We start from the raw sequence: 24,416 nt of genomic DNA, 5'->3' as shown, positions 1-24,416 counted from the left end.
TCGGTGGAGCATCCTGGACCTCTGGTAACGTCCCCGGTGTGAGTAACCGACGTCGTTTCCCCCTGACAGCCGTATTCGCCGTTGCTGCCGTCACGCTCTCCGCCTGCAACGCTCCCTCACCGACTGACGGCTCATCGCTGCCGGAACTTTCCGGTGCGACAGTCGTTGATTCGCCCCCCGCGGAGAACCCCGAGGGTGAGGTGTTCAGGCCGGCGGGTGTGCTCGCGGGTGAGAATCTGATCGATCTTGCGGTTGCGGACGGTGACGTTCTCGCGGTTCGGTCCGAGTCACATCTTGGGGTCGGGACTTTGCGCCAACTACAGAACGGGGGCTTCACCGCAGTCGATGTCGCCGCTGAATGCGGACCGCTGTCCGCTCGTGAATCGCGTTTTGTTCTGGCTTGTCCGGACGGTTCCGGTGGTGGGGTCATACATGTGATCGACGTGGATTCCCCGGATCAGTCCGGGACAGTTAAGGTCTCCGCTCCGGTCACCACAGCAGCACTGACCGGTGACGGACGTATCCTCGCGGGTTTCGCCGACGCAGGGGATGTTCTGGTACTCAAACCCGATGGTTCCGGTGCTGCGGACATCACGGCTGACATCCGCATCAAAGATTCCGTCGACCAACTCGTCTCGGTACCTGTCGATGGGCAGGCTGATCGTGCAGTCCTCATAGACAGGGGCAACATCGTCATCAGTGGTGTCGACTGGACGAATGCGAAACCCGGTGCCGCACTGCGCGCGGGGCTCGGTGTCGGCCGCATGGCAGTCGGTGAACCTGGCACGGGTGTGCTCTTCGCATCGGACACCCGTGGCGGCCAGCTTCTCGTCTACACCACCAGCCCCGTCATCATGCTGCACCAGATGGCTCCGGCAGGTACCAGCCCTTGGGCTTTGACCTGGGACCCCGATAACCATGTTGTCTGGGTGTCGGATACCGCAGACAACGTCATTACCGCGTATTCAGTCGCAGGGGGGGTCCCCGTTGCCACCGGTACCGTTCGTTCCGTCGCTGGCGTCCGAGGTTTGAGTATCACGGATAGCGGAGAACTTGTCGCCGTCTCCGCTAGCGGTGACGGTATCCAGGTGGTGGGTGCCGATACCCTGATCGCTACTGTCGGCGGCACGGCTTCTCCGTAGCTACTCCGGCATCAGAGCGGTGACACCCATGGCGCACCGTAGTATGTTTCCCGGGGCCGGTACCGTGCTTTTCACGGTAGCCCGGCTTCTCCCCTTCTGACTTCCCGAGCTTGAGGATCCACCATGTCCGATCTGCCTTCCAGACCTCTGTACAACCTCGCCTTACGAGCGATGTTCACCCTCCCCCCCGAGCGCATTCACAACAGCATCATGAGCGGGCTCCAGGTCCTCCACGGTATGAGCTGGACGAATCGTCAACTTAGCCGATTTATCAGGGTCTCCGATCCCCTGCTCCGCCAAGAGGTGTTCGGGGTTGAGATACCCCAACCCCTCGGACTCGCCGCAGGCTTCGACAAGAACGCGTCCTGCTCCGATGCGTGGGGAGCACTCGGTTTCGGGTACGCGGAGCTTGGTACGGTAACGGCTTCCCCACAGCCTGGCAACCCCCATCCGAGGTTGTTCCGACTTCCTGAAGACAGGGCGATTCTCAACAGGATGGGCTTCAACAACCATGGGGCCGCGGCTGTCGCCCGGAACCTCCACCGACGCAAATCCGACGACGTCATCGGCATCAACATCGGAAAGACCAAGGTGGTTCCACCGGAGGAAGCGGTGGAAGATTACCGGACCTCTGCGAAGATGCTGGGCAGGCTGGCAGATTTTCTCGTGGTAAACGTCTCCTCGCCGAACACCCCGGGTTTGCGGGACCTGCAGGCGGTTGAGTCGTTGCGTCCGATACTCACTGCGGTGCTGAACGTCGCGGAGGCGCCAGTCCTCGTGAAGATCGCCCCTGATCTTAGTGACCATGACGTTGATGCTGTTGCGGATCTCGCGGTGGAACTCGGTCTCGCGGGTATCGTGGCGACGAACACTACAATCTCGCGTGTGGAACTGCACACCGAGTCCGCGAAGGTTGAGGCGATGGGGGCAGGTGGAATCTCCGGTCCTCCGGTTGCAGATCGTTCCCTCGAAATCCTGCGGCGCCTTCATGAGAGAGTGGGAACAGATCTCGTCCTTATCAGCGTCGGTGGAATTGAAACACCGGAACAGGCATGGGAACGGATCACCGCCGGGGCGACGTTGCTCCAGGGGTACACCGGTTTCATCTATGGTGGACCGGGTTGGATCCGCGATATCCACAAGGGAATAGCAAACCAGATTCGGGGCCACGGTCTTTCCGGAATCTCCGAGGCTGTGGGAAGTGGGCTCCCCTGGCTGGATATCTGAGGTCTCAAGCAGGCATCATCTGTCGTTTGATGATGAGGCCCGCGAGTAACGAGACGATCGCGTAGGAAGGCAACCAGTACTGGCCCATCACCATGAAGATGTGGTTGGGTAGTACGCGGCTCAGGACGAGGAACATGAGAGCGACACCGAGGGCCACCACCCTCCCCAGTGTGACGTATTGTGTCCGGCCCGCCGTCGCTGAACTACCAATGATCACGGCAGCGGTGCAAATGAGCAAGAAACGCGTCGTCACGTAGAAAGGCGCCAACCACCCGTTCGTCACCACCTCAAGGAACGTCCACAAGACGAGGACGATGGCGAGTGCGATGAACGCACCACCCACACGCATTGCAGTGGGAACCGCTTTCACCGGCTGCGGTTCAGGATTGTCGCCGGAAGTCTGTTTCGTCATAACGCCTCCCGACTCTAGTGTCCAGACCCCCGTATCACCATATTTTCGCAGGTGGACGGGGGTATCCCTATCTCGGTCACCTGGTTTCAGCGCGATAAACACGTCTTATTGAGCGGCATACGTCAGATGCCATCCTGGAGGGAACCGTAGACATATTCTCGGACGCATCTGGCTCGACACTCGGTGAAGACAAAGTATGGGCTACCACAATGGCGGGCCGAATGATCTGAAGGTGAGAAGGCCCCTGTGCAGTCCGGCCCCCGTGAATGGGCGGCCGGACTGCACAGGGGCGATGCTCGTTGATGCCGAGACCAACTATGACGGTGGTTCCATCCGTCAGTGGTGTGAACCAGATTGAGATTGGATCACTTGTTCTCGTGCCAGCCCCACAGAATAGCCCGGCCAAGGCTGTGGAAGTAGAGGTTGAAACCGAGGATTGCCGGAGTGGCATCCTCCGGAATCTCGAGCTTCTCAACATCAACGGCGTGGACCGCGAAAAGGTAACGGTGCGGACCATGTCCCTCGGGGGGCTGTGGTCCGAAGTAACCACGGATACCACTGTCCCCCACCAGACTAATCGCGTCGTCGATACCGTCGAGCTTCTCTGCTCCTGCACCGGAAGGGAGTTCGGTGACGTCAGCGGGAATGTTGAACACCGCCCAGTGCCAGAATCCTGAGCCGGTCGGCGCATCAGGATCGAAGCAGGTGACCGCGATGGACTTGGTGCCTTCCGGTAGATCGGACCACGCGAGGTGCGGAGAGACATCGTTGCCACCGAGATGCCTCTCGGAGAACGTTCCGCCGTTCTCGAAATCATCGGAGCGGAGTCCGAAGGAAGGCAAATCCTTCAGCGGGGCGTACGGGTCGGCTGCGGGGAATCGGTTGTCATCTGAATAAGAAGTCATGCACCTTTTTTAACAGAAGTCGGTCTGAAATGTTGCTTCGTGACCCAGCACACGTACCGGCGAATCTACCCGCACCACCTGTCGTATAGGTCCGAATACCGGCCACACGCGGCGAGAAGATCATCGTGAGAACCGTCCTCGATGATCCTTCCCTGATCCATCAGGATGATCCTGTCAGCGGCGACCGCTTGGTCGAGACGATGCGCAACCACGAGAGATGTACGTCCTGATGAGACGGTCCGCGCTGCCCGCTCAAGGCTACGCGCACTGTCCGAACCGGCCTCACTCGTGGCTTCGTCCATGATCAAAACGGGAGGATCAATCAAAACCATCCGGGCGAGGGAGATCTGCTGTTCAATCTCCGGTGCAAGATCAGTGTTTCCTGCTCCTACGGGAGTGTCCAACCCATCAGGCAACCATCGCTGCCATCCCGCGCTCTCCGGGGCTAGGCCGACCAGAGACAACGCCGCGATGAGAGTCTCGTCATCAGCTTCAGGTGCGGCCATATGGAGATCGTCACGCAGCGCCCCGGAGAAGAGGTGTACCTCCTGGCTGATCAGAGACACCTGGCGGGCGGTCCATGTGTCGGGCACGGTGGTGGTGTCGGTTCCATCGATGAGTATCCGCCCGGAGGACGGTCTCTGCAGTCCTGCGATGAGACCTGCGAGAGTGGATTTGCCGGCTCCGGACGCTCCGACAAGGGCCGTTGTCGTACCCGGTTCAAGTGTCAACGAGAGGTTCTCGATGATTGGCGAGCCTCCTGGATACCTGAACTCGAGATTTTCGATCCGGACCTCGGGGCATCCAGGACAGTCCGCTGGGGTCGACGAGGCGACAGTGTTGTCGGCGAGCAGTGCGAGAGAGACCGCCCGGCCCAGCGCCGTGAGGGCGTTCTGCACCTCTCCGCTGAAAATCAGTACGTTGAACACATGCATCTCCAGCCGAACCACCAGAACCACCGCTGCAGAGGCTTCCCCCGTGGTCAGCACCCCCTGTGAGACAAGTAGCGTGGACACCATGATCGAGCCTGCGAGCAGGACACCATACGCGAGATATCCGGTTCCGATAAGTCGGAGGAACAGTGGGATCCGGTCGGCTTCACGCTGAACCGTCGCCCACGAGTTTCTCCGGAGCCGTTCGGTCGCCCACCCCCGAATCCCGAATGCCCTAATCGTCGGCATACCGCGAATCGTATCCAGGAGCATGTTGTTGCGGCGCGCTTGGGCTGATGAGAGTGCGTTTGTGGCGGCGGGCAACTCTACGAGCGTCCGTTTCACGGGCACCCAGAAGATGACCGGAAGGATCAGAAGGAGCAGCAGATACCAGGACGAGATCAATGCGAGCGCCACGAAGGTGAAGGGAAACATGAGAACGGTGACGACAAAGCGGGTTCCCATCGTCTGGACAACCCGGTAAGCGGTGTCGATGTCCTTGGTCAAGCGGGTTATCACATTCCCGGTGCCGAGTTCGAGTATGTCCGGGATCGGAGCCTCCAGAGTCGCTGCGAGGCATCTCCTGCGAAGATCCACGGTGAGCCTCCGGGTCCGGGAGAACATGAGATAGGCGGCCGCCGGACGAGTGACCAGCTCGATGAGCATGAGCATGCCCACGACGAAGAGGAGAGCGGTGAACCCAGTCTTCCCGGAACCGAAGGGTGCCACGGAGAGCCCGGAGATGATGTCCACGGACCTGCCGAGAAGGATTGACGATCCGGTCATCGCGCTCAGATTGAGGGTGAAGATGAGGGCCGTGAGAAACCACCATGCTCGACCCGGTCGGTTCGGGAGTTGGCCGAGACAGCGCCGGATCCGCCCGATGGACGCTGGCGCGAGAGCATCATGCTGCTGCTCCACCGGAGTCGTGCCGGTCATCGGAGAAGCTCCGCATCCGTGAGCACCCGGTCCGCGACGGAACACCATGCACGGCTCGTGGTGATGATCACCGTGGAGCGGCGAACACGAAGAGCCTTGACCTTGCGGGCGACGTTGTCGAGGGTCACTGTGTCGAGCCCTGTGGTGGGCTCGTCGAGCAACAGGACCTCCGGGTCGGCGGCTAATGCCCTGGCGAGCGCGACGCGTTGCCGCTGTCCGCCAGAGAGATTCAGGCCAGCTTCGCCGATGGGGGTATCCGGAAGAGAACGATCCGGCCTGTACCCACCGAGTCGGGCCACGATATCACCGCAGCATGCTGCATCGAGTGCAGTTCGAATTGTCTCCGTATCCAATTCACCGGTGGGATCAACGTTTTCTCGCAGGGTCCCCTCGAAGACGTTCACCGCGTGTGGTGGGGAGAGCACCCCAGGAACTGCCATCAGGATGGTGCTCTTTTCCACTGCCGCCCGACGTCCCTCCGGGGTGTCGGGTGCCCATACTGTCAGGCCCGGTTTAGGGTGTACCTCGGACATTTCACCGGCCCCAGCGTCCGGCGACTCCAACGCTGCGGCGAACACACCGATTCTACCCGCAGAAGCCTGTGCCCTGGACCAGACGTCGATGAAGAATCCGAGGGAGAATCCGGTGACGGTGAGTGCCGGTGGAGCCAACAGTACGACCGTCAGGAACTCACCCGGTGTGATGTGACTATCAAACGCAAGAATTGCGGCCGCGACTACGAGACCGAAGCTGAAGATCGCCGGAACCGCTTGTCGGACGACGGTAAGCAGTGCACCGATGCGCACCTCCCTGAGCATCACGGACAGTGCACGGTCAGACATCGTGTCGAAACGCATGCGGCTGGTCTCCACAGCGCCGAGTCCTTTGATGATCCTGGAGCCCTGTGCGAAATCCGTGGCGAGAGAGATTGACTGTGACTCTGCCGCACGCCGACGCTCAGCCACCCGGGTCAACGGACCGGCGGTTCCTGCGGCCACGAGTGCGGTGCAGACTCCCCCACCAATTACACCGAGTGCGAGGCGCCAGTCCACGGCCCCGATGACGAATGCTGACCCCAACAGATAAAAGAAGAGTGACAGCGTGAAATCGTAGGACTGCTTAACACCTGCGAGAGCGGACGTGTCTTCGTCGACGGTGTTCAGGACGGTTCCGGGAGTAAGGGATCGGGCCTCCAGCACCATGAGATTCCGCGTCAATTCCAGCCGTAGACCATGGACGGTCCGGGCCACCGACATGTCGTTCAGGCCGATCTTCGCCGATTCAGCCCAAAAACCCACCCCCTGGAGGAACAAAAGGAGAACGACCGTCCCGATCAGGGCAGCCGTGTGTCCGGTATCGATGACCGCGGTTGTCGACCACCCGGCGATCCGGGACTGTGCAATTCCGCAGGCTTCGGCAACCAGGGTCGTTGCGATGACGAGTGCCACGACACGAGGATGATTGAGTAGTGCCGCCAGAGTCATACGCGTGGGCGACATCCGGGAAGTGCGGGCGTGGAAGGGCTGTTCCACGGGAGGTTGATCGGGGACGAACCAGGACCAGGTCCGCTGCCGGGTCGTGTTCGGTGGAGTCGAGAGCATGTGAAGACGATACACCGTTAGCCAGGCGGTGAATGGTTCCTCGATGATGCCCGAGATCCGCTGATAGACCTTAAAACATGCTTTGTACTGGGGATTTGATCCGATGATGCATTTCGGGCTACAGTATGCGAGTGCCCAGCCGGAAAGGCTGGAAACAAAAAGAGATATTCACCCGGGTCCGGGTGGCGGAATGGCAGACGCGCTAGCTTGAGGTGCTAGTGTCCTATTAACGGACGTGGGGGTTCAAGTCCCCCTCCGGACACAGATAGTAACCGGGGGCTGCAGCATCAGAGGATGCTGCAGCCCCCGGTTCTTCGTTTGCCATCCCTATCATCCCCATCCGAAGGAATCCCCCATGTCCATCGATCCCGATGATCTCGCCGTCTGTCTCAAGGTGATTGAGCAGGTCGGTGAACTAGATCCCGCGCACCCCGATTCGGTCGCGGTGCAACGCTCGGTCGCGGCGTTGTTTAAACAGGTGAAGCGCTCCCGGAAGATCGCAGCCCGGGAACGTCAGAAAAAGGCTGACGAAGCTGTCCTTCATGCGACGGCCACAGCAAACCCCCGGAGGATCGATGATGAGACTTCCGGCCTTCTTATCACCCCTGCGGAGGGCTCCCCCGTCCAACTCGAACCTGGTGCGGTGGCTACCCCACACGGATTTGCGGGACGCTTGCAGCGCGCCCAGAACTGCTATGTCTGCAAGCAGCCCTACACTCTCGTCGATTCCTTCCATCACCAGTTATGTCCGGATTGTGCGGCGGACAACCGCAGACGGAGAGAAGCGCGGGTCGACCTGAACGGGCGTCGTGCCCTGCTAACCGGCGGACGCGCGAAGATCGGGATGTACATCGCCCTGAAATTGCTCCGAGACGGTGCGGATCTCACCATCACGACCCGCTTCCCGAAAGACGCGGTACGTCGCTTCACCGCGGTAGCTGATTCGCCCGACTGGTTGCACCGACTTCACGTTGTTGGTGTGGATCTCCGGGATCCCGCCCAGGTGATCAGCCTCGCAGACTCCGTGGCATCTGCAGGGTCGCTTGATATTCTCATCAACAATGCGGCGCAGACCGTCCGCCGGTCCCCCGGGGCCTATTCCGGGCTCGTCGACGCCGAGTCCGCTCCTTTGGAAGGAGTCGAGCGAAACGTCGACACGCTCTCTCTTGGCTCAACCTCAGCACTTCATCCCGCGGCTCTCACCGGTGCAGGTACCGATGGAGATGCCGCCATCGCTGCACTCGGGGCATCCGGAAACACTCCGGTGGATGCATCCGCTGCGGCCGCGCAGGCCCATGCTTCCAGGCTCGCAGCACTCGCGATGACCGGCGGATCGGCTGCACTCGACCGGATAGGAGACGGTACCGCCATCGATGCGGGTGGGCTCGTCCCCGATGAGGTCGCCCACAACTCCTGGGTTGCACGAATAGGTCAGGTGGATCCTCTCGAGATGCTCGAGGTACAGCTCTGCAACGCGACCGCGCCGTTCATCCTCGTGGACCGTCTGCGGCCCGCGTTGGAAGCTGCTCCAGCTCGCCGCAAGTACATCGTCAATGTCTCGGCAATGGAGGGCGTATTCGGTCGAGGTTACAAGGGGCCCGGGCACCCACACACGAACATGGCTAAAGCTGCACTGAACATGCTGACGCGCACGGCTGCGGGTGAACTCGCCGAAAACGGGATACTGATGACAGCGGTGGATACCGGGTGGATCACCGATGAGCGGCCCCACACCACGAAGGTCCGCCTCGCAGATGAGGGATTCCATGCGCCGCTCGATCTCGTCGACGGTGCGGCCCGAGTCTATGATCCGATCGTGCAGGGTGAGAATGGTGTGGACCTCTACGGATGTTTCCTCAAGAACTACGTCCCCAGTTCCTGGTGATGTTGTCCGAGAGGTCCGGTGTCATGAAAGACCTCGTCAGTCGATATGAGGTCGCTTCACGTTCGGGGTGTACGGGCGCGTCGCGTCATGGTCCTCGGAGTGCGGTACCGGTGGAAGTACCTCATACCGGGCGTGCATGTATCCCTCCCGCGTAGTACCCGCGTCAAGTAGCCGTAGTGGAACATCGCAGCGCATACCGCCAAACAATGGGACGCCGTCTCCGAGGATGAGCGGTACCGTCGTCACGGTCAGCTCGTCGACGAGCCCCCGCTCGAGGAACTGTCGGATCTTTCCGGCACTGTCGATGAATACTCCGGTATAGCCCCGTTCATCGATCAACGCGATGACGTCGTCGAGGTCTCGGGCTACGGTCACCCGATCATCCGAGAAGGAGTCCTGGGTCGTCATCACGATGACGTCCTTTCCCGGGTACGGCCATTCCGGGAGTTCATTCAACTTGTTGAATGCCGGGCGACTGATCACAACAGCGTGACTCTCCCGGAAGACGCGGGCGAAGTCACCCGCGTTACCCGGATCGTGTTTCACGGGATGTTCAACCCCGTGATCCTGGTCGAGGAGCCAGCTCACGTCCCCGTCTGGACGGGTGATGAATCCATCCAGGCTGGTGACGATGAATACGAGGCCTTTCCAGTTGCGCTCCATGCGGTATGTTCCTCTCGGATCGATCTCCGGGCGCCTATCGTCGGACACCCCTCCCCCGGGAAGGATACGTCCTTGATAAACCCCGGGTGATACCCCCAAGCCTAGGTCCGAAGCGGCATAAAGTGTCAACTTCCATACCTACAATCCCACCATTCACCACCCCCAGGGGTGAATGGTGGGATTCGACGGGAAAAGACCGACGCAGGATCTCGTTATAACCCGCGAACAACGGAGACGGTACCCGGAAGTCGGGTACCGTCTCCGAGTCATGCTCATCCGAGGATCAGTGGTCGTGCTGCTCGTTCGGATCGTTGTCGGCATCTTCCTTCGTGGCATGGATCGTGCCGTGAACGTGGTCTGGAGCAGCATAGATCGAGTAGACCTTGAGAGGCTCGGTTCCTTCGTTGACGACATTGTGCCACTTGCCTGCAGGAACGAAGATCGCCCAGTCATCTTCGACAATTCTGTCGATGTCGAGGTTAGCCGGGTCATCACCGATCATGACGTGTCCCGCTCCGGCTTCGACACGGAGGAACTGATCATGGTCATCGTGGACCTCAGCACCGATTTCGCCACCTGCGGGAATGTTCATTACCGTCATCTGGAGGAACTTGCCGGTCCATAGTGTATCCCGGAAATTCTCGTTCTCCTCCGTGGCTTTCTCGATGTTAAGGACATACGGATTGGGGCCGTGGTCGGTACGAAGATCAGACATATAAGTCTCCTTTTATCCATAGAGTTTGCCGCCCTCGAAAACCACTGTACTCAGGTTGCGGGGGTGATGCATTTGAGCTGGTTGATCAGAGCTTCGGGTGTACGGGACAGGAACGCTCAACGCACGAAACGACAATGTTCCGGCATCTACCTCATTCTGAATCGAGGGCCTCAAGTATCTTCTCAGCAGCGAGCGTGGGAGTGATCCGTCCATGCCACAGACGGTCCTCGACCCGCTCTCGGATCTCCCCCACCCGCGCATTCGTGTTGAGTCGCTGGAGGAGGGTTTCATGGACCATCGACCACATCCACCCCACCTGCTGTTCCCGCCTGTTCTCCTCGAACCGACCGCACTCCAGCATCGCGGCATGGTGATCCCGTACGATCTGCCAGAACCTGTCGACACCGTCTCCCTCCACCGCCGACATCGTCAGCGTCGGTGGATGCCAGACAGAATCCTCACTGCGCACCATCCTGAGCGCCGCGGACAGTTCCCGTGCCGCACGTTTCGCGGCTTTGATATTAGAGCCGTCGGCCTTGTTGATGGCCACCAGATCGGCCATCTCCAGCACACCTTTCTTGATGCCCTGAAGCTGATCTCCTGCACCCGCCAATGCAAGGAATGTGAAGCAATCGACCATATTCGATACGGCAACCTCCGATTGCCCCACTCCCACTGTTTCGACGAGAATGACGTCGAAACCGGCAGCCTCGAACACGACCATTGCTTCTCGCGTGGCCTTGGCCACACCGCCGAGAGTGCCGGCAGATGGGGAGGGCCTGATGAACGCATCGTCCTGCGTCGACAGCTTCGACATCCGGGTCTTGTCTCCGAGGATGGACCCACGTGTCCTGGTCGAGGAAGGATCGATTGCGAGAACCGCAACCCGGTGTCCTTCCGTAATCAACTTCATGCCGAGCGCCTCGATGAACGTCGACTTCCCCACCCCCGGAACCCCGGTTATCCCGACTCTGAGCGCATCCCCGGAGAACGGCAGCAACCGCACGAGGAGTTCCTGAGCAAGTACCCGGTGGGCAGGAGCACTCGATTCCAGCAGCGTGATCGCCCGGGATACGCGGGTCCGGTCCCGGTTCCTGACTGCCTCGAACAGCTCATCGACATCTATACGACGTCGGGCACGACGGACCACTTCCGGGGCGATGGCCGTCGCAGAACCGAGATCTGTCCCCGCCGTCGTAGTGAGCGAACCGAGATGGTGTTCAAGGAAACCGTCGTCGATGCTCATTCTGGCTAAAGGCCTTTCTCTGATTCGACCGGTGTACCACAGCAGGGCCCCTCGGCCCTCTCAGCCGTGGCCTGCAGGTCATCGGGTAGATGCAGGTCGAAACCGAGGTTTGCCGATAACTTCGTGATCATGTCGATCGCGGAATCCGCGATGACCGTGCCGGGTGGATAGATCGCAGCAGCGCCGCAGTCGTAGAGTTCCTGGAAGTCCCCTGGGGGGATGACACCACCAACGACGATCATGATGTCCTCGCGACCGAGTTTGGCGAGTTCGTCCTTCAACGCGGGCACCAGGGTGAGATGACCGGCTGCGAGGGAGGACACTCCGACAACGTGCACATCGGCGTCAACGGCTGCCCGGGCTGACTCCGCGGGCGTCTGGAACAAAGGCCCGACATCGACGTCCATTCCGAGATCCGCGTAGGCGGAGGCCACGACCTTCTGGCCACGATCATGTCCGTCCTGGCCCATCTTCGCGATGAAGATGCGCGGTCGACGACCCTCCTCGGCCTCGAAAGCATCGGCCATCGCGATGGCGCGCTGGACGTTGCTCACGGTTCCCTCCTTGCCAACCTCGTCCCTGTAAACCCCGGACAATGTTCGGATCTCAGCTTCGTGGCGCCCGAAGACCTTCTCCATCGCGTAGGAGATCTCCCCTACTGTGGCTTGAACGCGGGCACAGTCGACTGCGAGTTTCAGTAGATTGTGCTCCAGATCGCCGGCATCCTTCGACTCCATCCGGCAGGCTTCAGTGAGCTTGTCCAGTGCGATCTGAACCGCGTCATTGTCACGTTGTGCACGAAGACGATCGAGTTTCTCGAGTTGTTCCTGACGGACCTTGGTGTTATCGACCTTGAGTACCTCGATCTCCTCGTCTTCCTCGGCGATGTACTTGTTGACGCCGATGAGTGCTTGGCGACCGGAATCGATGCGTGCCTGTGTTCGGGCCGCTGATTCCTCGATACGTAGTTTCGGGATGCCTTCAGCCGTAGCTTGGGCCATCCCACCTGCTGCCTCGACCTCTTCAATATGTGCTCGGGCACGATTCGCCAGCTCATTGGTCAACCACTCGATGTAATAGGAACCCGCCCATGGATCGACGGGGCATACCGTTCCAGATTCCTGTTGCAACAGGAGTTGAGTGTTCCGGGCGATGCGTGCGGAGAAATCTGTCGGTAGAGCCAGTGCCTCGTCCAGCGCGTTGGTATGCAGTGATTGGGTGTGTCCCTGCGTCGCAGCCATCGCCTCGATACAGGTGCGCGGGACATTGTTGAAGACATCCTGCGCGGTCAATGACCATCCCGAGGTCTGCGAGTGGGTACGTAGGCTCTGGCTCTTCTTGTTCTTAGGTTCAAAATCGCCGACCAGCTCGCTCCAGAGGAGACGCCCGGCCCGCAGCTTTGCGATCTCCATGAACGTGTACATGGAGATGCCCCAGAAGAACGACAGTCGTGGTGCAAATTTATCGACGTCGAGACCAACCTCCTTACCCGCACGGATGTACTCGACGCCATCTGCGAGGGTGTACGCGAGCTCGAGATCGGCCGTCGCTCCGGCCTCCTGGATATGGTAGCCCGAGATCGAAATCGAGTTGAACCGCGGCATTTTCAGCGATGTGTACTCGAAGATGTTCGAGATGATGCGCATTGAGGGTTTCGGCGGGTAGATGTAGGTGTTGCGGACCATGAACTCCTTGAGGATATCGTTCTGGATGGTCCCCGCGAGCTGTTCCGGTCCGACGCCCTGTTCCTCTGCAGCCACGATGTAGAGGGCGAGGATCGGCAGAACGGCACCGTTCATCGTCATCGATACAGACACCGCCCCAAGATCGATACCCTCGAACAGTTGACGCATGTCGAGAATGGAATCAATCGCCACACCCGCCATACCGACGTCACCGAGGACACGCTCGTTATCCGAGTCGTAACCACGGTGGGTAGCCAGGTCGAAGGCGACGGACAGTCCCTTCTGCCCCGCCGCGAGGTTCCTCCGGTAGAACGCGTTCGATTCCGCCGCAGTGGAGAACCCCGCATACTGGCGGATCGTCCATGGCTGGTTGGTGTACATGGTCGGATACGGGCCACGCATGTACGGAGGAGCGCCGGGAAAGGAATCTAACGGGTACGGTGAATGCCCCCCGTCACCCAGGACGGCGGTATCCCGATCCGAACGGGTGTAAACCCGCTTAACACCGATACCCTCCGGTGTCGCCCAGATCTGACCAGCCTCCGTACCGGGAACATCAACAGGAGAGACGACCTCACCGGTGGTACGCGGGATGTCATGGAAATTCGGGATGGTACTCATGGTAAGTGTCATGCTCCCAGCATCTCGAGCAGGCCAGCCAATGTGGCCGCAGCATCAATGGTCAGGTTGAGATAGTCGTCGGGGGTGTCCTCAGCATCCACGAAAGACTTCGGGGATCCCGCGACCAGGAGTCTGCCTATACCCGCTGCGCGGGCGGCACGGATCGCTTCGGTACCTGTGGCGGTATATTCGGGGTCTGCCCCACAGAGCACTGCGATACGAGCACCTCGTACAGCCTCAGTGAACTCGTCGGTACCCGGTACGAGCTGTCCGGGATTGACAACCTCGATCCCACCGGAGGCGAGGAGGTTCGTGGCAAAGCCCGTCCGCAGGTTGTGCTTGGCCAGGGGTCCGATCGGGATGAGTACCGCCCGGGGCCTGGTGCCGTGTTCCTCCAGGAATGCGTCTGAACGGTTTCTCAGGGCTTCGAAGCCAGCGGCCCACCGCCGGACACCGACCGGTTCAGTACGGAGCTCCACCGGCAGCGGTTTCTCGGCGAGGTTCGGGAACTCGTTGATACCGGTAATCTTCCTGCGTCGATGGGCCACGTCATCCCTGAGCATCTGGTACGACGCATCCAACGAGGACTGGAGATCACCGGATGCACGGTATCTGCGGAACCCCCCTTTCCCCTCGACACACGTGAAGATGTCCCACGCAGCATCAGCCAGCTCCCGGGTCAAGTCCTCGATGAAATAGGATCCTCCTCCCGGGTCAACGACGAATCCGAGATGAGATTCCTCGAGCAGCAGAAGGTTCGTGTTCCGGGCGATTCTGTGTGCGAAGGATCTCGACGTACCCGGGAGCCCACCGGGCACCGCTGAATCGAACGGAAGAACCTCCACATCCGTCGCTCCACCAACTCCGGCGGCGAACGCAGCGACGGTGCTGCGCAACATATTGACCCACGGATCACGTTGACTGAACATGGCCGGAGCAGTCACAGCGTGCTGAGGTGCGGCCCCGGCCTCCGCGTGTCCGATAACTTCGGCAACCCGTGCCCACAGCTCCCGGGCGGCACGAAACTTGGCGATCTGGGCGAACTGCTCATCAGTCGCAGCGAACCGGAAGGACACCTGGCGGAGTGCTGCGTCAGTATCCAGACCGGCATCGACCAGCACACGCAGGTACTCGACACCGGCGGCGAGTGCGAACCCCACCTCTTGAGCATCAGTCGCCCCTTGGTTACTGAAGGCGGCCCCGTCGACGAGAATCGCACGAACATCTCCGGGATGTGCTGCGGCCTCGACCGCCAGCTCGGTCGCCTCGTCGAGACTGATCGAGTCTCCCGAACCGATCATCGCGGTGAGTGGCGTACAGGAAAGTTCCACCGACACCTGCTCCGGGTTATCCGATGCGTCAATGAGCGGGTATAACTCACGAGCCGCCGCCGAGGTACGTACTCCGGCGTGCAGCCGGATCGGTACGAGCTCCAGGAGCACGCCATTCAACAGTTCGGAGAGGTCCTCGGGTGCCGGATCATCAGTGAGATCCAGGATGATGTCCGTGGTTCCGTTATACAGGGCATGGAGAATCTGCTTGTTGATGGTGGGAACATCGCCGAACCCCTCGTTCCCGAAGGTCTCCGACACCCCCCACCCTGCGCGTTGGGCATCCTTGATCTCATTTCCACGGGTGAAGGGAAATACCCCGGGTGCAGCGAGTTCAGCGAACTCGTCAGCGCGGGTGTAAAGGGGACGGATACCGATGCCGTCGTACGTTGTCCTTATCAGTGACCGCCATGCGTCCGGAGGTATCTCGGAGACGTCCTTCCGCTGTACCCGCGCAAAGACCGCAGCCACAGATTGGTACCAGGCGTCCCGGCGATCATTGAAATCAGCGGGGAGCTCCGGGATCCGGTGAAGATCATTCCGCCGATGCTCGTGTTCATTCTGCGTGATGGTCACTGTGATCGAGTCCTGTCCGTCCGGTCAATGTGTCTGTCTTCACGGCAGTTTCCGAGTCTATCCGGTTAAGCGTCATTCCAGTACCATATTTAGGACCGAAATCACCTCCTTCCGGAGGGATTACGCCGCCAGGTTTGAACACTGTTGTCATCTATGATTCTCGGATTTGTGGCGCACCATACTGCCAGTAGGATGGTTACCGAACCACTGTGCAGGGGGCCGTAAGCTGGTACAGGTGGTCAGACTCCGGAGAGCAACAGCTAAGTTCGTCGGCGCCATCGCGATGCCCGCCGCACAACTCCACGAGGGATTTCTCGCATTACCCGCGTTGAAGCGTTTCGCCGTTCTCGGGTTCGCCGCAACTACTGTCATCGTGATTCTCTTCATTGATGTTCCGGGAATCACCCAGATGCGAACCTGGTCAGATGGTGCCGGAAACTGGTTTCCCATTCTTTTCCTCGCCGGATACATCCTTATCACCCAGTTTCCGATCCCCCGAACACTCCTGACTCTCGCCAGTGGGATACTCTTCGGCCCAGCCCTCGGCATACTCATCGCCCTTTCCGCCACGACCTTTTCTGCGGCTCTCTCCCTGACGCTTGTGCGAACCCTCCTCGGTGACTGGATACGACCGCGGATCACTCATCCCACAGCCGTTGGAATCAATGCCCGACTGAAGGCGCGGGGATGGCTCGCGGTGACATCACTCCGGATGATCGCCGTGGTTCCATTTTCCGTTCTCAACTACACTGCGGCATTCACACAGATACCACTCCGTTCGTTCGCGCTCGCCACTCTCGTGGGCTCAGCGCCCGGAACCTCGATGACGGTGGTGCTCGGTGATGCGTTGACCGGGAACACGGATCCAATGGTAATACCCGTCACCATCATCCTCGCACTGGCGGGAATCACGGGCCTGGTTGTCGAATCGCGGCTTCCATCGCCCGGGTGCGGAGAAGGTCTAACATCTCCGGGGCTTAGCAGCGATATCGGGCAGGGGCACAGATGAGACCTCGGATCATGTTCCGACATGGCGGCGGATGCCCGGCGAACCGTACCGACAGTCAAGCCCACGGGGTAGACTGCGGGTAACATGGAGCGTCACTGACCTCGCTTAACATACCTAGCCCCGGGAGAAATCATGTTCGCAGTCCATGCCCGCTACCGAGGCCGGGAGATCCGACGCGCTGACCTTGTTCGGCGCTCAGCCGAAGCGCTGTCGACCCTCGATGGAGTCGGGGAGTTCGAGATGCTCGGCGTCGAGGACATTTGTGCGGTGATCGATTCCGCCGAGGCTGTCACTGACACCACGATGGCACTACTCTCCGCCGGAGATTGGGCGATTGGAATCGGGATATGCCCTGGGGCGGGATGGCCAGTTGCCGAGGTTAGGGAACTTGCCACCACCGCGATCGGGAGACACTGTCGAAGCGGTATCGTCAAGGTGAGATCCTGGACAGGTTCAGACATGAATGACCTCTCCACCGTGTTCATCCTTCTGGCCCACGTTCTCGCGAAGCGCACCACGGAAGGTAGAGAAGCAACCCAACTGATGCGCGGGGGCATGAATCAGAATGAGGCTGCAGCCAAGCTCGGCATTTCGAAACAGGCGATGTCCCAGCGGCTTGCGGCGGCAGGATGGTCCGCAGAGACCGCTGGATGGAAACTGGCCGTCGATCTTCTGAGGAAAGTCGATCAGGGAGCCGTTGAAGAGAGATGAAAACCCCGGTGGATCCCAGAAACCGAAAAGCCCTCCACCGTGACAACAGATGGAGAGCTTTCTCAGGGAGTTAATCGGTGAGCTTCTCATCGGGTCGCGGAGCTCCCGATAAATGAATATCTGGAGATCCCGGAGAAGGCTGCTCCCCGGCGACAGAGCGAGCAGGAATCTCGGGGGACACCGTAGGCTTCCCGGACATCTGATGAGGAGCCGGATCCACTGGCTTATTAGCTACAGCATTCGCCGCAGCCACGGCTGCTGCGATCTCCGGATCGGATTCTGTGGAGAACCACCCCTCGGTGTCGCCATCCTCCGCGATTTCCCTGGTTCGCTCGTCGACATCGGCGGGTTCGAAACGGAAGATACCGTCCTCGTCCTTGTTCGCCATCGCGCGGGCGAATTGCTCCAGGGAGTCACCGAATTGGTTGGGGATCATCCAGACCTTGTTGGCGTCGCCCTCTGCGAGCTTCGGTAGTTTATCGAGGTACTGGTAGGCAAGAACCTCCGGAGTCAATTGTGAGGCCTTGATGGCGGCGTTAATTTTCTGGATTGAACGTGCCTCACCCTGAGCACGGAGAAAACTTGCTGCACGATCCCCCTCGGCACGGAGCATCTCCGCCTGCCGTTCCGCTTCAGCCGCGAGAATCGCGGCATGCTTCTCACCCTCCGCTGCGAGAATACGTGCCTGTTTCTGCCCCTCCGCAGTCTTGATGTAGGCCTCCCGCTGCCCCTCAGCGGTGAGGATCATCGCACGCTTCTCCCGCTCAGCGGTCATCTGCTTCTCCATCGGCTGTTTGATGGAGGGCGGTGGATCGATCGCCTTGAGCTCAACCCGCGCGATACGCAGCCCCCACTTCGTTGTAGCACCGTCAAGCTCGCTGCGCAGCCTGCGGTTGATGACCTCGCGAGACGTCAACGTCTCCTCCAGATCCATGCCGCCAACGACATCACGGAGGGTGGCGACAGAGATCTGCTCGACACCGTAGATGTAATTGTCCACACCGTAGATAGCGAGATGCGGTTCATTGATCTTGAAGGTCACCACAACATCGATGTCCACCGTCAGATTATCCTTGGTGATGACGGCCTGCGGAGGGAAGCTGACGACCCGCTCGCGGGTGTCGACCTTCGCACGGACCCGGTCGATGAACGGGATCAGGAACGTCAGCCCCTGTGCGGTTCGGGTGTAGGAGCCCAGCCTCTCGATGACGGCGGCCTCACCTTCGGGGACGAGCTTCAGGGACTTCGACACCACCAGTCCGATGAGGATGACGATCAACGCCATCAGGACAATTTGGACCAGAGCGACTTCGTCCATGGTCAGATCTCCTTCCAGACGACGGCGACTGCGCCGTCGATCGTGACGACATTCACCCGTTCGCCCGGGGTGAATCTGTGCGTGGGGTCGAGACTTCTCGCGGACCAGATCTCTCCTCCGAGCCGGATCTGACCACTGTGACCGTCCACTTCTTCAAGAACCGTGGCGGTGGTACCGATCAGAGCCTGCGGCGAGGTGTCGAGCACGCCTACGGAGCGGGTTCGGCGCCGGAGGATCGGTCGGACGAATACGAGGAGACCGAACGATGACAGGGCGAACGTCACGATCTCCATCCAGAGGGGAACATCGAAGACGCCTATTCCGGCTGTCGCGAGCGCAGCTCCACCCAGTAACAACAGGGTGAAGTCTCCGGCCAGCAGTTCAAGAGCGGCCAGCAGAATCGCAGCTATCAACCAAACAAGTGCACCCACGTTTTCACCCTACCCGAACATATTCTCTTGCCCCGGAACCGGAATTAGACCAGATCCCGCTTATCGACGCCCGGAATGGTCACGAAATCCACAAGCCTCTCGACAGCACCGATCAAGGCCGAATCAAGATCCCGGTAGCTTTCCACAGCTCCGTACACCCTGTTCCACCCTTCACGTGGTGTCCCCCACTTCAGACGCGAACAAATACCGGTCTTCCAGTCTTCCCCTCGGGGAATCTCTGGCCAGGACCGCAAGCCGAGTTTCTCCGGTTTCACTGCTTCCCAGATATCAATGAAGGGATGCCCGGTGACCAGGACATCCGGCCCCAGAGATTGGGTGAGCCTAGTTTCCTTGGACCCCTCGACGAGGTGGTCAGCGAGTACCCCGACTCGTCGCCCGGGGCCGGGCTGGAACTCATCCAGACGCTCCGGGAGATTGTCGAGGCCTTCTAGGTACTCGACCACTACCCCCTCGACGCGTAGGTCATGGCCCCACACTTTCTCGATGATTGCCGCATCATGGATGCCTTCAACCCAGATTCGCGAGGGTGCTGCGATCTTGGCGGTGACGTTCCCGACTTTCCGGGAACCCGAGTTCGAGCGTAGGGGTCCGTTGTCCGGGACGTATCGGGTGAGTGTCACCCTTTTTCCTTCCACAAGAAACGCACCGTTTCTCAACTTGAACAGACGTTCTCTCCCGTTCCTATCCTCTAGTCCGATGAAATCGCCGTCGTATGTGCGCTCGAATCGGGTGACCGCACCCACGAACCCGTCCGCGATCACCTCCACGACCAGACCAGGTTCCGCAGGGATCGTGGGGTATTCCGGATTACGGCGACGGGCGTGTCCGGAGAGGATGTCTCCGGAATAAGGGTCATGAAAGCTCATGAGATTTCACCCTATCGGCTAAACTCTGACAACCATGGATTTCCGTCCCTTGGTGTACTCGCCCCTCCAGAACGCCGCGATCTGGCTCGCTGGATGGATCTACGGCAAAGTCAGCTACGACGAACTCACCGAAACCTTCACCAGTTATGGATTGCGTCATGTGCTGTGCACGTCTGATACCCGGGGCACACCGCAGACCTCTGAAGGCGACTTCATCGACATACTCCGGCGCCTCCGCAGAATCAGTACTCCTCTAGTGGCGCATCTCCAACCCGGAGAACCAGTTCTCCGACTCGTTTTCGGCGGCCCGGGACAGGTTCCCGGGCTGATCGCGGGTTCACCTTCCGCAGAGACTGCACGACGGATGGGATCCAGCGCACTGATCATCCGGGATGTCGATCCGGATACCAGCCACATCCTCGTACCGGATGAGGGGTTCGGCGATCCCCATCAGGTCGTTTCGTGGCGATGGTTCACCGAACACGGCCGGGTACCGGAACCGGATCATCTGGGTCCCGGTGATGCTGACCGACTCCTCGCGAATGCGACGGAACGTGTAGCCGACAGGATCACGGCCCGAGGTTTCACGCGGAGCTCATTGATAGATCCCCGTCTGACGGTGGGGCGACTCAGCGATTTCTATGCAGGTCCCGGACTCCCGGATTCGGTCACTCCACGGGCCGGTAAGCTTCTCGCCCGTGCGGATCGTGTCGCCGCAATCATCGAGAGCGTGGTGACCGAAGCAGGAGACCACAGTCATGACGCGGAACTCACGGAACTTCTCGGACACCTCCGAAGGGCCCGGATGGCCGGTGTCGCCTATGCGGTCGGTGAGTACGGGCGCGGCTCCTGACTGTGCGGGTTCAGTTGCCGTCGAGGAAACCCTGTACAACAGGACCGAGTGACTTGACGAGATCAGCAGTGGACAATTCCCGGGCGGCAGGAAGACGAAATAGGTAGCGTGTCACGATGATCCCCGCCAACTGCGACTGGGAAAAGGCGATCCGTCGCTCGGCTTCAGCACGGTCGACGCCATTCTCCTTCAGTCTTGCGCGAACCGGCTCCCACAGAACGGACGTGAGGTACTCGGAGAAGGGGGCGGGATCCTCGAGAGCACCACGTGCCATCGCGAGCAATTGGTCGGCGACGGGCGATTCCCACAGAGCGATGATTTCCTTGACCAGTACTGGACCGAGATCGTCGAAAGGCACTGAAGCAAGCACGGCGTGAATGTCTCCTGGGTCCGCCGGGAACTGGATCACCGCTCGGAACAGTCCCTCCTTGTTTCCGAAGTAGTGGGGAACAAGGGCGACGTCACACCCGGCTCCCGTCGCCACGGCACGCAGCGTCGTGCCACGATATCCGCGGGCAGCGAATAGTGCGCTCGCTGATGCGAGTATTCGGTTACGGGCGCTGCTCTTCTCCATCTACGGGATTCTAGCTTCCGGACTGTGTCCTCCCCAGCGTCAGGTCCGTCGCTGCATGAATAGCGCGGCCACAGCCATTCCGCACATTGAAAACCCCGAGAGAATCAGCATGTCCGTTACGAAGCCTGAGTAGACGCTGTTTTCCACAGCGAGGTGTTGTTGTGCCTTCACGGCGTAGGTCAATGGCAGAATATCTGAGATCCACTGGAGTGCTAGGGGCATCGCCGACGTCGGAACGAAAATTCCGGCGAGAAAGAGCTGCGGGCCGATAACCAGGGGAAGCATCTGAACAGCCTGGAATTCGTTCCGGGCGAAACTGCCCGCGACCAGGCCCAACACGGACCCGGTAACACCGGACAAGAGGGTCACAACGCCCGTGCCCAAGATTCCAGAAGGTGGATCCACACCGAGAGCCTGATGAGCGACCCCGAGCATGACCGCCGCCTGCACGACGGCAAAACTACCGAAGGTCAGTGCATAGCCGACCAACAGTTCGGTATGGGTGAGACAGGTCGTCCAGAGGCGTTCCAGACTCCCAGCAGTGCGCTCCCGCTGGACGGCGACAGCAGCGACGATGAACATCATCACCATGGGCATGAGGCCGAGCAACATCTGGGCGACAACCGTGAACCCCGGATGATCCAGGTAAACGAAGTACAGAAGTGTGAGGAGCAGCGTCGGGAGTATCAGCATCTGGGTTGCGAGTCTCCGGTCACGGATGAGCTCCAGGGAAAGCCGTACAGAAGTAGACAGAGTTCGTTTCATCGCACTCACCTCTTCCGTCCCTCTCCGCTTGAGCCGAAGCCTTCCCGTAGCAATGTGAGGAATGCTGACTCAAGATCAGGACGTCCGGTCCGGTGCCGCAGATCGCTCGGTGTTTCGTCCGCGATCAGTTCACCCTGCCTGAGCATCAGCACACGGTCGCACCTGTTGGCCTCCTCGAGAACATGTGAACTCAACAGGAAGGTGACACCGTCGGCTGCGAGGCTCCGGAAGTGATTCCAGAGATATTCCCGGGTCAAGGGATCGAGCCCGATGGTGGGCTCATCGATAACGAGGAGTTTCGCCCGGGAGATGAGTGCACAGGCCAGTGAGACGCGTTTGCGCTGTCCTCCGGAGAGCCTATGCGCGCTTATTTCGGCCACCTCTGCAAGCCCGAGCACCTCCAGGTGCTCATCGATGACCTCACGCGAAGGGACGGAATCATGCCCGAGCGTCCCGTAGTAGCGACAGTGCTCGCGGGCACTGAGTCCGGGATACACCGCGGCCTCCTGCGGGTCGTATCCGATTCTTCCCCGGTTCGCACGATGCCCCGCCCGGCGTCCCAGGACGGTGAGTTCGCCCTGATGAGGCTGCAGGCCGGTGATAGCACGGATCAGTGTGGTCTTACCCGCTCCGGAAGGGCCGACCAACCCGGTGATGCAGCCAGGAGGAACCGTGAAGGACAGAGGTCCGATGATCGTTCTCCGGTGGTGATTCGGACCACGGCTGACCGTAAGGCCAGTGGCGGTGATGACGGGTGGCATGGCGGCCCCCTTCAGTGTTCAACGACTGTTGAATATGTGGACAGTGCTCACACTACGTGAAAATCCCCGGGTGTTCAACAATTGTTGAACACCCGGGGATTGAGAGCCGCCGCGGTAAAACTATCCCGAGCGCTGAGCCGCCGCGGGCCGCCTAGCGGGAGTACAACAGCCCTCGGCGCAGAAAGCACCGTTTACGGTGCACCCCCGCAAGGGCGCACTACCGAGACGCAGAGGATCCCTTTTCTCAATCATTTCGAGAACCAAGGCAACCACCATCTGCGCGAACTCAGTGGTCGGCCCCGCTGTGCCAGTTCTCTCGATGGGAATACCGAACTCCTCAGCCTCTTCTGCAAGCTCAGAATCCAGGTCCCACACAACTTCAATGTGGTCGGAAATGAACCCGATGGGGCAGACCACAGCAGCCGGAAGCCCTGCTCCCTCATGCAGGTCGGTTACGTGATCAACAATGTCCGGCTCCAGCCACGGCGTGTGCGGCGAACCCGACCGCGACTGCCACACGACGTCATAATCCTCCACTCCAACCTCGCGGGCGACCAGCGCCGCAGCTTCGTGCACCTGCCTTGAATAGAGTGGACCGTCAGCCGCAACACCTGCTGCATTGTCGGCTGCTGTCGGAATCGAATGCGCGGTGAACATGAGCCGAGCGGAAGCGCGAACGTCCTCTGACAACCGTGAATAGGCGTCTCTCACCGCGTGTGCCATCGCGCGAATGAACAGCGGGTGATCATAGAACTGACGCAGTTTGGTGAACCGGATCTCCGGTAGCCCCTCCGCAGCCAGACGTTCCCGCATGCCTGCGATATCTTCGTCGTATTGTCTGCAGCCCGAATATCCAGCCCACGCTGATGTGGCGAACACGAGTGCGTTGCGGACGCCGTCCCGCGCCATCTCGGCGGCCGTGTCCGGAGCCATCGGATGCCAGTTCCGGTTGCCGAAATAGACAGGAAGATCAATACCACGGCGGGCGAGTTCAGCACGGACATTGCCTATGATCTCGCGATTCAGTTGGTTGAGCGGACTCACTCCACCAAAGTGGTGGTAGTGCACCTCCACCTCATCCAGGCGCTCCGGGGGAATTCCCCTGCCTCGAGTCACATTCTCGAGGAACGGGCGGACGTCATCGTGACCTTCTGGTCCTCCGAAGGAGAGAAACAGCAGTGCGTCATAATCAGTGGTGCGAGGGTGAGACATAATTTCCAGAATACC

Annotated in this window: 22 protein-coding genes and 1 tRNA gene; 7 read left to right on the top strand and 16 right to left on the bottom strand. The window is 60.1% G+C overall.

Translation table 11 applies throughout. The features are described from left to right. Positions 1-38: 38 nt before the first annotated feature. Both QWU44_RS02815 and QWU44_RS02810 read left to right on the top strand, forming a co-directional pair. Positions 39-1,142, top strand: coding sequence for a YncE family protein (locus tag QWU44_RS02815; protein WP_370914173.1), 1,104 nt, complete (start codon positions 39-41; stop codon positions 1,140-1,142). 123 nt (positions 1,143-1,265) lie between these two features. After that, positions 1,266-2,369 carry a quinone-dependent dihydroorotate dehydrogenase gene (locus tag QWU44_RS02810; RefSeq protein WP_370914172.1) on the top strand — a complete coding sequence of 368 codons (1,104 nt, stop codon included), beginning with the start codon at positions 1,266-1,268 and terminating at the stop codon, positions 2,367-2,369. A 4-nt stretch (positions 2,370-2,373) separates the two neighbouring features. Here the strand turns inward: QWU44_RS02810 and QWU44_RS02805 are convergent, their stop codons facing one another. From QWU44_RS02805 to QWU44_RS02790, 4 genes are all read right to left on the bottom strand, one after another. Then, complete coding sequence (locus QWU44_RS02805; RefSeq protein WP_370914171.1) at positions 2,374-2,781, bottom strand: hypothetical protein; 408 nt, start codon at positions 2,779-2,781, stop codon at positions 2,374-2,376. Positions 2,782-3,146: 365 nt separating this feature from the next. Beyond that, the gene (locus QWU44_RS02800; RefSeq protein ID WP_370914170.1) at positions 3,147-3,686 is read right to left on the bottom strand and encodes a YbhB/YbcL family Raf kinase inhibitor-like protein; all 540 of its coding nucleotides are present in this window, start codon (positions 3,684-3,686) and stop codon (positions 3,147-3,149) included. A gap of 65 nt (positions 3,687-3,751) precedes the next feature. After that, a complete protein-coding gene (locus QWU44_RS02795) occupies positions 3,752-5,557 on the bottom strand; it encodes an ABC transporter ATP-binding protein (protein ID WP_370914169.1) in 1,806 nt (601 codons plus the stop codon). Beyond that, complete coding sequence (locus QWU44_RS02790; protein ID WP_370914168.1) at positions 5,554-7,158, bottom strand: ABC transporter transmembrane domain-containing protein; 1,605 nt, start codon at positions 7,156-7,158, stop codon at positions 5,554-5,556. The genes QWU44_RS02795 and QWU44_RS02790 overlap by 4 nt, the downstream gene beginning before the upstream one ends. A 176-nt stretch (positions 7,159-7,334) precedes the next feature. Here QWU44_RS02790 and QWU44_RS02785 point away from each other — a divergent pair. Continuing rightward, positions 7,335-7,420: transfer RNA gene (locus QWU44_RS02785), tRNA-Leu, on the top strand. Between the two features lie 93 nt (positions 7,421-7,513). After that, positions 7,514-9,043 carry an SDR family NAD(P)-dependent oxidoreductase gene (locus QWU44_RS02780; protein WP_370914167.1) on the top strand — a complete coding sequence of 510 codons (1,530 nt, stop codon included), beginning with the start codon at positions 7,514-7,516 and terminating at the stop codon, positions 9,041-9,043. A gap of 36 nt (positions 9,044-9,079) precedes the next feature. Here the strand turns inward: QWU44_RS02780 and QWU44_RS02775 are convergent, their stop codons facing one another. From QWU44_RS02775 to QWU44_RS02755, 5 genes are all read right to left on the bottom strand, one after another. Further along, entirely contained in the window at positions 9,080-9,706 is a 627-nt protein-coding gene (locus tag QWU44_RS02775; protein WP_370914166.1) for a dihydrofolate reductase family protein, read from the bottom strand. Positions 9,707-9,989: 283 nt separating this feature from the next. Then, positions 9,990-10,421: a cupin domain-containing protein gene (locus QWU44_RS02770; RefSeq protein ID WP_370914165.1), complete on the bottom strand. Its 432-nt coding sequence runs from the start codon at positions 10,419-10,421 to the stop codon at positions 9,990-9,992. A gap of 151 nt (positions 10,422-10,572) precedes the next feature. After that, positions 10,573-11,667, bottom strand: coding sequence for a methylmalonyl Co-A mutase-associated GTPase MeaB (gene meaB / locus QWU44_RS02765; RefSeq protein ID WP_370914164.1), 1,095 nt, complete (start codon positions 11,665-11,667; stop codon positions 10,573-10,575). A 5-nt stretch (positions 11,668-11,672) separates the two neighbouring features. Then, positions 11,673-13,973, bottom strand: a complete 2,301-nt coding sequence (gene scpA, locus QWU44_RS02760) for a methylmalonyl-CoA mutase (protein ID WP_370914163.1) — start codon at positions 13,971-13,973, stop codon at positions 11,673-11,675. Between the two features lie 8 nt (positions 13,974-13,981). Beyond that, positions 13,982-15,829, bottom strand: coding sequence for a methylmalonyl-CoA mutase family protein (locus QWU44_RS02755; protein WP_370914305.1), 1,848 nt, complete (start codon positions 15,827-15,829; stop codon positions 13,982-13,984). Between the two features lie 286 nt (positions 15,830-16,115). Here QWU44_RS02755 and QWU44_RS02750 point away from each other — a divergent pair, with 286 nt between their 5' ends. Beyond that, the gene (locus QWU44_RS02750; protein WP_370914162.1) at positions 16,116-16,889 is read left to right on the top strand and encodes a TVP38/TMEM64 family protein; all 774 of its coding nucleotides are present in this window, start codon (positions 16,116-16,118) and stop codon (positions 16,887-16,889) included. Between the two features lie 132 nt (positions 16,890-17,021). After that, the gene (locus QWU44_RS02745; protein ID WP_370914161.1) at positions 17,022-17,600 is read left to right on the top strand and encodes a MarR family transcriptional regulator; all 579 of its coding nucleotides are present in this window, start codon (positions 17,022-17,024) and stop codon (positions 17,598-17,600) included. 70 nt (positions 17,601-17,670) lie between these two features. Here the strand turns inward: QWU44_RS02745 and QWU44_RS02740 are convergent, their stop codons facing one another. Genes QWU44_RS02740 through QWU44_RS02730 form a run of 3 tightly spaced genes read right to left on the bottom strand, consistent with a single transcriptional unit; the run spans position 17,671 to position 20,236 of the window. Further along, positions 17,671-18,885, bottom strand: coding sequence for an SPFH domain-containing protein (locus QWU44_RS02740; RefSeq protein WP_370914304.1), 1,215 nt, complete (start codon positions 18,883-18,885; stop codon positions 17,671-17,673). Between the two features lie 35 nt (positions 18,886-18,920). Next, positions 18,921-19,349, bottom strand: coding sequence for an NfeD family protein (locus QWU44_RS02735; RefSeq protein ID WP_370914160.1), 429 nt, complete (start codon positions 19,347-19,349; stop codon positions 18,921-18,923). A 44-nt stretch (positions 19,350-19,393) separates the two neighbouring features. After that, a complete protein-coding gene (locus tag QWU44_RS02730) occupies positions 19,394-20,236 on the bottom strand; it encodes a DUF3097 domain-containing protein (RefSeq protein WP_370914159.1) in 843 nt (280 codons plus the stop codon). A gap of 34 nt (positions 20,237-20,270) precedes the next feature. Between QWU44_RS02730 and QWU44_RS02725 the strand changes: the two genes are divergently transcribed. Continuing rightward, positions 20,271-21,089, top strand: a complete 819-nt coding sequence (locus QWU44_RS02725) for a hypothetical protein (RefSeq protein ID WP_370914158.1) — start codon at positions 20,271-20,273, stop codon at positions 21,087-21,089. A gap of 10 nt (positions 21,090-21,099) precedes the next feature. On the opposite strand, the gene QWU44_RS02720 is transcribed toward QWU44_RS02725, so the two are convergent. From QWU44_RS02720 to QWU44_RS02705, 4 genes are all read right to left on the bottom strand, one after another. Continuing rightward, positions 21,100-21,663, bottom strand: a complete 564-nt coding sequence (locus tag QWU44_RS02720; protein WP_370914157.1) for a TetR family transcriptional regulator — start codon at positions 21,661-21,663, stop codon at positions 21,100-21,102. A gap of 39 nt (positions 21,664-21,702) precedes the next feature. After that, positions 21,703-22,428 carry an ABC transporter permease gene (locus QWU44_RS02715; RefSeq protein WP_370914156.1) on the bottom strand — a complete coding sequence of 242 codons (726 nt, stop codon included), beginning with the start codon at positions 22,426-22,428 and terminating at the stop codon, positions 21,703-21,705. 5 nt (positions 22,429-22,433) lie between these two features. Continuing rightward, a complete protein-coding gene (locus QWU44_RS02710; RefSeq protein WP_370914155.1) occupies positions 22,434-23,189 on the bottom strand; it encodes an ABC transporter ATP-binding protein in 756 nt (251 codons plus the stop codon). A 120-nt stretch (positions 23,190-23,309) separates the two neighbouring features. After that, on the bottom strand, positions 23,310-24,401 hold the full coding sequence (locus QWU44_RS02705; protein WP_370914154.1) for a ferrochelatase: 1,092 nt from the start codon (positions 24,399-24,401) through the stop codon (positions 23,310-23,312). Between the last annotated feature and the right edge of the window lie 15 nt (positions 24,402-24,416).

The organism is Corynebacterium sp. CCM 9203, from assembly GCF_041357675.1.
Classification (GTDB): domain Bacteria; phylum Actinomycetota; class Actinomycetes; order Mycobacteriales; family Mycobacteriaceae; genus Corynebacterium.
This window is presented reverse-complemented; position numbering and strand designations above follow the sequence as displayed.